Origin of the sequence: Pseudomonas sp. JDS28PS106 (genome assembly GCF_036706555.1) — a bacterium.
In the GTDB taxonomy this organism is placed as follows: Bacteria; Pseudomonadota; Gammaproteobacteria; order Pseudomonadales; family Pseudomonadaceae; genus Aquipseudomonas.
The window spans coordinates 61,674-72,234 of record NZ_JBAJGT010000008.1; the positions used below are offsets into that span (position 1 = coordinate 61,674).

Below are 10,561 nucleotides of genomic sequence, written 5' to 3' on the forward strand. Positions count from 1 at the left end.
CTCGACATGGCAGTAGGCATTCATGGACATTTCGCTCACCAATCGGCTGTCGTTCAAACAGGCTCGCCTGGCGGTTTCGATCGGCTTCGTCCTTGGCACCCTGCTCAGCCTGCTGCAGATCGCCCTCGATTATGCCAGCGAAGATGCCTCCATCGATCGTGAAATCAACTCGCTGCTGGAAATCAGTCACAATCCCGCTTCGCGTATCGCCTACAACCTCGATGCGGAACTGGCCCAGGAACTGACGCTGGGCCTGCTGCACTCCCCCGCCGTGATCAGCGCGCGATTGACCGACAACAATAATATGGTGCTCGCCAGCGTCGAGCGCGCCCCGGCCGCGGGGCGCAACCGGATGCTCAGCGACTGGCTGTTCGGCGAGAACCGGCGTTTCGAAGACGCCTTGCACCTGGACCACCTGCCCAACGAAAACATCGGCATGCTCTCCCTGGAGGTCGACACCTTCGCCTTCGGCAGTCACTTTCTGCAACGTGCCGAAATCACCTTGCTCAATGGTTTCGTGCGCAGCCTGGCGCTGGCCGGCATTCTGACCATCCTGTTCTACACCACGCTGACCAAACCACTGGTACGGGTGATACGCGAGCTGATCCGTCACGATGCGCCCAACCCGGCGCAGCGCCGGATCAGTTGTCCCCCCAGTCACGAGCGAGACGAAATCGGCGTGCTGGTCGAAGCCTTCAATCGCCAGATCGAGACCATGGCCCGCGAGATTTCCCGGCGTCAGGAGGCGGAAAGCCGGCTGACCGATCATCTCAATCAGCTCGAAAGCATCGTGTCGGCCCGTACCGAAGAGCTCAAGGCCAGCAACCTGCGCCTGAGTCAGTCCAACGACGAATTGCAACTGGCGCGCAGCACCGCGCTGGACATGGCCCAGGCACGCTCGGCTTTCCTCGCCAACATGAGCCACGAGATCCGCACGCCGCTCAATGGGTTGCTGGGCATGCTGGCGCTGTCGATGGACGGGCCGCTCAGCGCCGAACAGCGCCAGCAACTGATGATCGCCCACGACTCGGGCAAGGTGCTGGTCGAGCTGCTCAACGATATTCTCGACTTGTCCAAGTTCAACGCCGGCCACCTGGAGGTCGAACGCATTCCGTTCGATCTCGGCGCACTGGTGGAGGACACCGCCAGCCTGCTGTCGCAGAACGCCGCGCCCAGCGTGGAGCTGACCTGCCTGATCCCGGCCGACTTCCCGGCCATGTTGATCGGCGATCCCACCCGGGTGCGTCAGGTGGTGAGCAACCTGTTGTCCAACGCATTGAAGTTCACTCGCTTCGGTCGCGTCGACGTACGCCTGAGTCATGTGCTCGACGCGCAATCCCAGGAGAGCCGTGTTCGCATCGAGGTGCGCGACACCGGAATCGGCATCGCCAAGGACGCCCAGGCGCGGATTTTCCAGCCATTCACCCAGGCCGAAGCCGCCATCACCCGGCAATTCGGCGGCACGGGTCTGGGGCTGGCGCTGACCCACAATCTCTGCGAGGCCATGAGCGGGCGGCTGAGTATCCAGTCGCAATCGGGCTTTGGCAGCGTATTCGTGGCCGAGTTGCCATTGCCCGTGCATTTGCCCGCTATCCTTCCCGATCCACTCAAAGGCCGGGTCACGCTGGTCAGCACCGCCGGCAGCGGGCTGGCACAACTGTTGGGCGACCTGCTTCCGGCGTGGGGCATCGCCTACCGGCGCGTGGGCGTCGAGGACCGGATCGTCGGCGATCAGGCGCCGGATCTGGTCATTACCGACTGTCCCGAATGCCTGTTCAGCATCCGCCCGGCGACCCCGGTGCCGATCCTGTTGGTGACGGCCTACGGCAATTTCATGCCCGGCGAGCAAGTCAGCGCCTTGGCTCCGTTGCAACAGCAGGCGCGTCCGCTGGCGCGCAGCGCCCTTTATCAGACCCTGCGCCGCGCCCTGCATCACGAGGACACGGGAATCGGTGACACGCAGAGCGACGAGCTGGATGCCCAGCGTTCGGCCCGCATCCTGCTGGTGGAAGACAATCCGGTCAATCAACTGGTCGCCAAAGGCATGCTGAGCAAGCTGGGTTGCGACGTCGTCATCGCCCGGCACGGCGGCGAAGCGCTCGAAGCCCTGGAACGCGGCTGCTTCGACCTGGTGCTGATGGACTGCAACATGCCGGTGATGGATGGCTACGAAGCCAGCCGCCAGATTCGCGGCAGCGGGCGCTGGCCGGATCTGCCCATCGTCGCCCTGACTGCCAACGCCATGCCCGAGGAGCGGGAACGCTGCCGCGCTGCGGGCATGAACGACTATCTGGCCAAGCCGTTTCGTCGCTCCGAACTGCTCAACGTGCTGGAACAGTGGGTGCCGGTGCCGCAAGACAGCTGAACATGCCTGTCGTCAGCGCAATAGGGCTTCGATCTCGTCAGTGATCGCCTGCGGTTTGGTCAGTGGCGAGAACCGCTTGACCACCCTGCCGTCCTGGCCGATCAGAAACTTGGTGAAATTCCACTTGATTCGGCCGGACCCGAGAAGCCCTGGCGCCCGCTTCTTGAGCTGCACGAACAACGGGTGCGCGTCGCTGCCGTTGACATCGATCTTCTTGAACAGGGGAAAGGTGACGCCGTAGTTCAGTTCGCAGAACCGGGCAATCTCGCTCTCGCTGCCGGGCTCCTGCTGGCCAAATTGATTACACGGGAACCCGAGCACGACCAGCCCGCGATCCCGCCAGGTCTGCCAGAGCTGCTCCAGTCCCTGATATTGCGGGGTGAAGCCGCATTTGCTCGCGGTGTTCACCACCAGCAGCGCCTTGCCGGCAAAATCGCCCAGGGTCTTCTGCTCGCCCTCGATGGTCGTGCAGGCGATGCCCAGCAGGTTATCGTTCATGACCAGCCCTCACGCGGATATCGATGACAGAAGCAATCGCGGCGGCGCCTCAGGCGGCGTCACGCGGCACCAGATTCAGGCACACCGAATTGATGCAGTAACGCAGGCCGGTCGGCTTCGGGCCGTCCGGAAACACATGCCCCAAATGCGCGTCGCATTTCGCGCAGACCACTTCGGTGCGGATCATCCCATGGCTGGTATCGCGCACTTCCACCACCGCGCTGCCTTCGATGGGCGCATAGAAGCTCGGCCAGCCGCAGCCGGAGTCGAATTTGGTGGTCGAATCGAACAAGGCTTCATCACAGCAGACGCAATGGTAGACGCCGGCGGTCTTGGTGGTGTTGTACTTGCCGGTAAAAGGACGTTCGGTCGCCTTGAGTCGACAGACGTTGTACTGCTCCGGATCGAGCATTTGCTTCCACTCTTCGAGCGTCTTGTTCAGCTTGTCCACAGGTACACCTCCGAATCCGAAAAAGCCTGATCTGTGTCTTTTCCACGGAACAGGCGGCACGTATGATTGCGCCTTTGTCAGGCGTCAGTCTGGCACCCGCGTCTGTCGCGCACAAACCCATTTTCGTGGCGTTTGATCATGCGACCTTCATTGCAAGCCGGCAACAGCACGTCCATTTTCGGGATCAATCACCATGCAGTTCAGCAAATCGAACAAGCTCGCAAACGTCTGCTATGACATTCGCGGGCCGGTGCTCAAGCACGCCAAACGCCTGGAAGAGGAAGGCCATCGCATCCTCAAGCTGAACATCGGCAACCCGGCGCCGTTTGGTTTCGAGGCGCCGGACGAAATCCTTCAGGACGTGATCCGCAACCTGCCGACCGCCCAGGGTTACAGCGATTCGAAGGGTCTGTTCAGCGCGCGCAAGGCCGTGATGCAGTACTACCAGCAGAAGCAGGTGGAAGGTGTCGGCATCGAGGACATCTACCTGGGCAACGGCGTCTCCGAGCTGATCGTGATGTCGATGCAGGCGTTGCTCAACAACGGCGACGAAGTGCTGATCCCGGCGCCGGACTATCCGTTGTGGACGGCGGCCGTCAGTCTGGCCGGCGGCAACCCGGTGCATTATCTGTGCGACGAGCAGGCCAACTGGTGGCCTGACCTGGACGACATCAAGGCCAAGATCACACCCAACACCAAGGCGATGGTCATCATCAACCCCAACAACCCGACCGGCGCGGTGTACTCGAAGGAAGTGCTGCTGGGCATGCTGGAAATCGCCCGCCAGCACAATCTGGTGGTGTTCTCCGACGAGATCTACGACAAGATTCTCTACGACGAAGCCGTGCACATCAGCACCGCTTCGCTGGCGCCCGATCTGCTCTGCCTCACCTTCAACGGCCTGTCCAAGTCCTATCGCGTCGCGGGCTTCCGCTCGGGCTGGATCGCCATCTCCGGCCCCAAGCACAACGCTCAGAGCTATATCGAAGGCATCGACATCCTGGCCAACATGCGCCTGTGCGCCAACGTGCCGAGCCAGCATGCGATCCAGACCGCGCTGGGCGGCTACCAGAGCATCAACGATCTGGTGCTGCCGCCGGGCCGCCTGCTGGAGCAGCGCAACCGGACCTGGGAACTGCTCAACGACATTCCCGGTGTCAGCTGCGTGAAACCGATGGGCGCGCTCTATGCGTTCCCGCGCATTGACCCCAAGGTCTGCCCGATCCATAACGACGAGAAGTTCGTGCTCGACCTGCTGTTGTCGGAAAAACTGCTGGTGGTGCAGGGCACCGCGTTCAACTGGCCGTGGCCTGATCACTTCCGCGTCGTGACGCTGCCCAGGGTCGACGACCTGGAACAGGCCATCGGCCGGATCGGCGGTTTCCTCAAGGGCTATCGCCAGTAGGGTCAACCCGGCAACTCGCTGCATGCCACTGCCCCGACCTGTCGGGGCAGTTTTATTTCAGGTCCGGTCACGGCCCGCGCCAAGGCGCCAGCAAGCGCCCGGATGCACGCGGGGCTGGCTCAGCTTCCGTTCAGCTGCCGCGGCGCATGATCGCCACGGACGAAACGACATAGTTTGAAATAGTCCCCCGGTTGAATCGCAGCGGGCAGCACCTTATATACCCCGCATTCAGTTACATATTTACTCCCAGGAGAACGTTTCGACCATGATGCGCATTTTGCTGTTTCTGGCCACCAACCTTGCGGTCGTGCTGATTGCCAGCATTACCCTGAGCCTGTTCGGCTTCAATGGGTTCATGGCGGCCAACGGGGTTGATCTCAACCTCAATCAGCTGCTGGTCTTCTGCGCCGTGTTCGGGTTCGCCGGCTCGCTGTTCTCGCTGTTCATTTCCAAATGGATGGCGAAAATGAGCACCGGCACGCAGATCATCACTCAGCCGCGCACACGGCATGAGCAGTGGCTGCTGCAGACCGTGGAGCAACTGTCTCGCGAAGCCGGCATCAAGATGCCGGAAGTCGGGATCTTCCCGGCGTATGAAGCCAACGCCTTCGCCACCGGCTGGAACAAGAACGACGCGCTGGTCGCGGTCAGCCAGGGCCTGCTGGAGCGGTTTTCGCCGGATGAAGTCAAGGCGGTGCTGGCCCACGAAATCGGTCACGTCGCCAACGGCGACATGGTGACCCTGGCGCTGATCCAGGGCGTGGTGAACACCTTCGTGATGTTCTTCGCGCGCATCATCGGCAACTTCGTGGACAAGGTGATCTTCAAGACCGAGAACGGCCAGGGTATCGCCTACTACGTGACCACTATTTTTGCCGAACTGGTGCTGGGTTTCCTCGCAAGCGCCATCGTCATGTGGTTCTCGCGCAAACGCGAATTCCGAGCCGACGAGGCCGGTGCGCAACTGGCGGGCACCAACGCCATGATCGGCGCGCTGCAACGCCTGCGCTCGGAGCAAGGCCTGCCGGTAGGCACGCCGGATACCCTGAAAGCCTTCGGCATCAACGGCGGCCTGAAGCACGGTCTGGCCGGCCTGTTCATGAGCCACCCGCCACTGGAAGTGCGGATCGAGGCACTGCGTAACCGTCACTGATAGCCTCAATCGCCAGCAAGCTGGCTCCTACAGAACCCGTAGGAGCCAGCTTGCTGGCGATCCATCCATCGCAAACCGCGCTACAGCGCCTTGCGCACCAACCGATACACCCGCTCATCCATCCGCGTCACCCCTTCCCGCATCGCCTTCGGCGAACTCGGTAGCGCATCGCATGCCGCCAATTCACACATCTCCCAGTCGGCTGACAAATGCTCGTTAATCCACAGTGGTGGAACGGAAAACGGCGGACCGTCCGCCTGAGACTGGTCGTAATCCAGCGTGATCAGCAGACCGCGACAGGTTGCCGGCAGCAGGCGCAGGAGATGCTCGGCATATCGCTTGCGCATCGCCTCAGGCAAGGCAATCAAGGCCGCCCGGTCATACAGCGCGTCGCACTGACCAATATCTTCGGCGCTGAGCGCGAAGAAATCGCCACACCAGATCTCCACCTCGTCGGCCCTGTACACCTTGAAAACGCCCTGCTGCCTCACCTGCGGTTCGAGATCCTGCTCGGCGAAATAACCGGCGACCGCCTTCTCCGACAACTCGACACCCACTACAGATACCCCCTGAGCGGCAAGCCAGGTCATGTCCAGGCTCTTGCCGCACAAGGGCACCAGAACCCGAACGCCTGGATCCAGCGCCAGTGTCGGCCAGTACTGGCGTAAAAAGCCGTTTGCCTCAGGCTGATGAAAACCGATCTGTCCCGCCTCCCAGCGTTGCTGCCAGAACTCCGCTTGCATGAAACCTCCTGAAATTTCGATGATTATGGCGCAGAACTTATATTAGATTCGGATCGTCGATCTGCCTGAAGATGAGTCATCTCGATATTCCAGGACCGATCCATGCTTCCAAGTCTGTTCATCTCCCATGGCTCGCCCATGCTCGCGCTGGAGCCGGGCGAGAGCGGAGTCGCACTGCGGCGTCTGGCAGCCGAACTGCCCCGGCCGCGCGCCATTGTCATCGTCTCGGCCCACTGGGAAAGCCGGGAACTGCACGTCAACGCCAACCCGCAGCCGGAAACCTGGCACGACTTCGGCGGCTTTCCCGCCGCCCTGTTCGCCGTGCAGTACCCTGCTCCCGGCGCTCCGGAGCTTTCGCGGCAAGTGGTCGAACGCCTGACGAGCGCTGATCTGCCAGCCTCTGTCGACCCGCATCGCCCGTTCGATCACGGCGTCTGGGTGCCGCTCTCGCTGATGTACCCGCAGGCCGACATTCCCATTGTCCAGATCTCCTTGCCCAGCCGCCGCGGCCCGGCCTTCCAGACCCGGGTGGGAAAAGCACTCGCCAGCTTGCGGGAAGAAGGCGTGCTGATCATCGGTTCCGGCAGCATCACCCACAACCTGCGCGAACTGGACTGGCACGCAGGGCCAGAGCGCGTCGAACCCTGGGCACGAACGTTTCGCGACTGGATGATTGAGAAGCTGCAAGCCGACGACGTTGATGCCCTGCACGACTACCGCCGCCTGGCACCGCAAGCAGTGCGCAATCATCCCAGCGATGAACACCTGCTGCCACTCTACTTCGCCCGCGGCTCGGGAGGCCGGTTCGGGATCGAGCATCAGGGGTTTACGTTGGGGGCGCTCGGGATGGATATCTACCGATTTGACTGAAACCCCAGGCAAAAAAAATCCCCGAACCAGTCGGGGATTTTTTTATCCGGCGATCAACTCAGGAGTCGATCAGTCCTCGCGATAGCGACGCAGTTTCAGCTGCTTGCCGGCGACGCGGGTGTCCTTGAGTTTGGCCAGTAGGCGCTCAAGGCCGTCTTCCGGCAGTTCGACCAGGCTGAAGCTGTCGCGTACCTGGATACGGCCGATGGCTTCGCGGGCCAGGCCGCCTTCGTTGAGGATAGCGCCCAGCAGGTTCTTGGCGGCGATACCGTCACGCGCGCCCAGCGCGGTGCGGCAACGTGCGCGACCTTCGGCCAGCGGAGCCGGAGCACGACGCTCGCGCTCTGGACGATCGCCACGATCAGGACGGTCGCCGCGTGGCGTGCTGTTCGGCACCAGCGGACGCTCGCGCTCGATGGCGGCCAGAGTCAGCGCCTGACCATTGGTGGCCTTGCGCAGCAGAGCCGCGGCCAGGGCGCGAGGCGTGCAGCCGATGTCCGCAGTCAGGCGGTCCAGCAGGTCGCCGTGGGTCGATTCGGCATCGGCCACCAGCGGCGACAGGCCGTTGGTGAGCTTCTTGATGCGCGCATCCAGCACCGCTTGCGCGTCGGGCAGACGCACTTCCGCGACCTTCTGACCGGTCACACGCTCGATCACCTGCAGCATGCGGCGCTCGCGTGGCGTCACCAGCAACAGGGCACGACCTTCGCGACCGGCGCGGCCGGTACGGCCGATACGGTGCACGTAGGACTCGGGGTCGTACGGCATGTCGACGTTGAACACGTGGGTGATGCGCGGAACGTCCAGGCCACGGGCAGCGACGTCGGTCGCAACCACGATGTCCAGACGGCCGTCCTTGAGGGAGTCGATCACGCGCTCACGCTGGTTCTGGGCAATGTCGCCGTTCAGCGCGGCGGCCTTGTAGCCACGGGCTTCCAGGGCGCTGGCCAGATCCAGGGTCGCCTGCTTGGTGCGCACGAACATGATCAGCGCGTCGAAGTCTTCGACTTCCAGCAGGCTGAGGACCGCGGAGGTCTTCTGGTCGGCGTGAACCAGCAGGTGGGCCTGCTCGATCTTGGTGACGGTCTGGGTCTTGGTCTGGATCTTGACGTGCTTCGGATCGCGCAGGTGGCGCTCGGCGATGGCACGGATCGACTGCGGCAGGGTAGCCGAGAACAAGACGGTCTGGCGGGATTCAGGCATGGCCTTGAAGATGACTTCGAGGTCGTCCATGAAGCCCAGCTTGAGCATTTCGTCCGCTTCGTCGAGAACCAGGTGGTTCACGGTCGCCAGGACTTTTTCATCGCGACGCAGGTGGTCGCACAGACGACCTGGAGTCGCGACGACGATCTGCGCGCCATTGCGGATGGCCTTGAGCTGCGGGCCCATCGGCGCGCCGCCGTAGACCGCGACAACGGTCACGCCCGGCATTTGCTTGGAGTAGGTCTCGAACGCGGTAGCGACTTGCAGCGCCAGCTCGCGTGTCGGGGCCAGGATCAGGGCTTGCGGCTCACGCTTGCTCGGATCGATACGGTTCAGGATCGGCAGCGCGAATGCGGCCGTCTTGCCGGTACCGGTCTGCGCCTGGCCGATCATGTCGTGACCGGCGAGGATGATCGGGATCGATTGCTGCTGAATGGCGGACGGCTCTTCGTAGCCTGTCGCGACAACGGCTGCAACGATATTTGGGTGAAGATCGAGAGCGGCGAAGCCGCCGGTTTCCTGGGTCATGGGTCTGCCTCTGGTGCATCCGCAAAGACCCATGCTGCAAAGCTGCGCGTGCCGTGTACGACCTTGAGGTCACCCTGGCTGCTTTGTCGGCGGGGATTTGCGAAAACGTTTGAATGAATGGATCGTCAAGGATAGTTCGCTGAGCGAACGGGCAGCCGAAGCAGGCTTCGGGTGCTGCGATCCTGAACGAGGGCCCTGTTAAGGCCGGCGCGCACTATACCGGAATTGCGCGTGGAAGTGAGTCTTTTTTTTGCGCGAACGATCCGCCACGGTCCACGGTATTCGGGGGCTGCGCGGGGTGTGCATTGGATCCGAAAGCGTGCCGCGCCCCGCAGCGCCGGGGCTGCGGCTTAAACGTTTCACCGCGCTCCGGGCGCAGCGCCGTCGGTCGGGCTGCGGAGTGCGGCGAATTGCCTCAGCCTGGGTCAGGATGAGGGTCAGGGTCGTCAGCTCGCCGGGCGAATGTCCTTGATGAGCGTCTGCAAGGAGTAACCCAGCTTTGGCGCCAGTGCTTCGGCGCGCGCCGCGACTTCAGTGAGCGAGACCGTCTGTTCCAGGTCGGCCGGCACCAGCAGGATCACATTGCCCTCCTTCACCGGCAATTCCCAGTAATGCCGGTGGTAGAGACCGCGCAGCAAGGCTGCGCCCAGAGGCTTGCCGTCGTCCGTGGCCCACTGGTTGATGACCAGCCAGCCGCCGGGATTGAGGCGCTGCTGGCAGTCACGCAGAAAATTCCAGGCCAGGTGACCGACGCCCGGACCGACATCGGTATAAAGGTCGACGAAGATCAGGTCGGCGGACTCGGCGCTGGCGAGCAGCTCGACCGCGTCCCCTATCCGCACGAACAGCCGAGGATCATCGTCCAGCCCCATGTATTCCATCGCCAGGCGAGGGACGTCCGGGCGCAGCTCGATAACTTCCACATCCTCCAGCGGCAGGAATTTCATGCACGCCTGGGTCAGCGTTCCCGCGCCCAATCCGAGAAACAGGGCGCTTTCAGGTGCGTCGTGGCACAACGCCCCGATCAGCATGGCGCGGGTGTAGTCATACTCCAGCCAGCTGGGATCGGCCGTGAAGGTGCAGCTTTGCTCGATGGCCTCGCCGAATTCCAGAAAGCGGTAATCCTCGACCTCCAGCACGCGGATCATGCCGAATTCGTCGTGCACTTCAGCCAGGATTCGCTCTACCCGTTCCCGCTCTTCCGTCATGGCCCGTCCTGCCTGCGCGCGTTGTGCGCAAAGTGCCGATTGTCATTGAAGCCGGCGGTTTTGTCACACTAACAAGTGCGCCAGGCATAACTGGCCGCTGCGTTAGAAGAGGTGTGCTGGGTCTTATTCCTTTATCG

The 10,561-nt window shown here is 62.5% G+C and carries 9 protein-coding genes; 4 read left to right on the forward strand and 5 right to left on the reverse strand.

Translation table 11 applies throughout. The annotated features are described in order from the left end of the window. The first annotated feature begins 22 nt into the window (after positions 1-22). Positions 23-2,365 (forward strand): hybrid sensor histidine kinase/response regulator, encoded by a 2,343-nt coding sequence (locus TRP66_RS14755; RefSeq protein WP_333403962.1) that lies wholly within the window; start codon positions 23-25, stop codon positions 2,363-2,365. Between the two features lie 12 nt (positions 2,366-2,377). Here TRP66_RS14755 and TRP66_RS14760 read toward each other — a convergent pair whose 3' ends face one another. After that, a complete protein-coding gene (locus TRP66_RS14760) occupies positions 2,378-2,863 on the reverse strand; it encodes a glutathione peroxidase (RefSeq protein ID WP_333403964.1) in 486 nt (161 codons plus the stop codon). A 49-nt stretch (positions 2,864-2,912) separates the two neighbouring features. Next, entirely contained in the window at positions 2,913-3,314 is a 402-nt protein-coding gene (gene msrB, locus TRP66_RS14765; protein ID WP_333403966.1) for a peptide-methionine (R)-S-oxide reductase MsrB, read from the reverse strand. A gap of 193 nt (positions 3,315-3,507) precedes the next feature. On the opposite strand from msrB, the gene TRP66_RS14770 reads away from it, so the two are divergent. Further along, a complete protein-coding gene (locus TRP66_RS14770) occupies positions 3,508-4,719 on the forward strand; it encodes a pyridoxal phosphate-dependent aminotransferase (RefSeq protein WP_333403969.1) in 1,212 nt (403 codons plus the stop codon). Positions 4,720-4,984: 265 nt separating this feature from the next. Then, positions 4,985-5,872, forward strand: coding sequence for a protease HtpX (htpX, locus tag TRP66_RS14775; protein ID WP_333403971.1), 888 nt, complete (start codon positions 4,985-4,987; stop codon positions 5,870-5,872). 80 nt (positions 5,873-5,952) lie between these two features. Here htpX and TRP66_RS14780 read toward each other — a convergent pair whose 3' ends face one another. Beyond that, on the reverse strand, positions 5,953-6,615 hold the full coding sequence (locus TRP66_RS14780) for a thiopurine S-methyltransferase (protein ID WP_333403973.1): 663 nt from the start codon (positions 6,613-6,615) through the stop codon (positions 5,953-5,955). Positions 6,616-6,717: 102 nt separating this feature from the next. Here TRP66_RS14780 and TRP66_RS14785 point away from each other — a divergent pair, with 102 nt between their 5' ends. Continuing rightward, positions 6,718-7,485, forward strand: a complete 768-nt coding sequence (locus tag TRP66_RS14785) for a DODA-type extradiol aromatic ring-opening family dioxygenase (RefSeq protein WP_333403974.1) — start codon at positions 6,718-6,720, stop codon at positions 7,483-7,485. 69 nt (positions 7,486-7,554) lie between these two features. On the opposite strand, the gene TRP66_RS14790 is transcribed toward TRP66_RS14785, so the two are convergent. Both TRP66_RS14790 and TRP66_RS14795 read right to left on the reverse strand, forming a co-directional pair. Then, positions 7,555-9,249: a DEAD/DEAH box helicase gene (locus TRP66_RS14790; RefSeq protein WP_333403976.1), complete on the reverse strand. Its 1,695-nt coding sequence runs from the start codon at positions 9,247-9,249 to the stop codon at positions 7,555-7,557. 413 nt (positions 9,250-9,662) lie between these two features. Further along, a complete protein-coding gene (locus tag TRP66_RS14795; protein WP_333403978.1) occupies positions 9,663-10,424 on the reverse strand; it encodes a spermidine synthase in 762 nt (253 codons plus the stop codon). Between the last annotated feature and the right edge of the window lie 137 nt (positions 10,425-10,561).

Coding starts and splice junctions, on each gene's coding strand:
- TRP66_RS14780 (WP_333403973.1), bottom strand. CDS start 6,615: ATGCAAGCGGAGTTCTGGCAGCAACGCTGGGAGGCGGGACAGATCGGT.
- htpX (WP_333403971.1), top strand. CDS start 4,985: ATGATGCGCATTTTGCTGTTTCTGGCCACCAACCTTGCGGTCGTGCTG.
- TRP66_RS14795 (WP_333403978.1), bottom strand. CDS start 10,424: ATGACGGAAGAGCGGGAACGGGTAGAGCGAATCCTGGCTGAAGTGCAC.
- TRP66_RS14755 (WP_333403962.1), top strand. CDS start 23: ATGGACATTTCGCTCACCAATCGGCTGTCGTTCAAACAGGCTCGCCTG.
- TRP66_RS14790 (WP_333403976.1), bottom strand. CDS start 9,249: ATGGGTCTTTGCGGATGCACCAGAGGCAGACCCATGACCCAGGAAACC.
- TRP66_RS14770 (WP_333403969.1), top strand. CDS start 3,508: ATGCAGTTCAGCAAATCGAACAAGCTCGCAAACGTCTGCTATGACATT.
- TRP66_RS14785 (WP_333403974.1), top strand. CDS start 6,718: ATGCTTCCAAGTCTGTTCATCTCCCATGGCTCGCCCATGCTCGCGCTG.
- TRP66_RS14760 (WP_333403964.1), bottom strand. CDS start 2,863: ATGAACGATAACCTGCTGGGCATCGCCTGCACGACCATCGAGGGCGAG.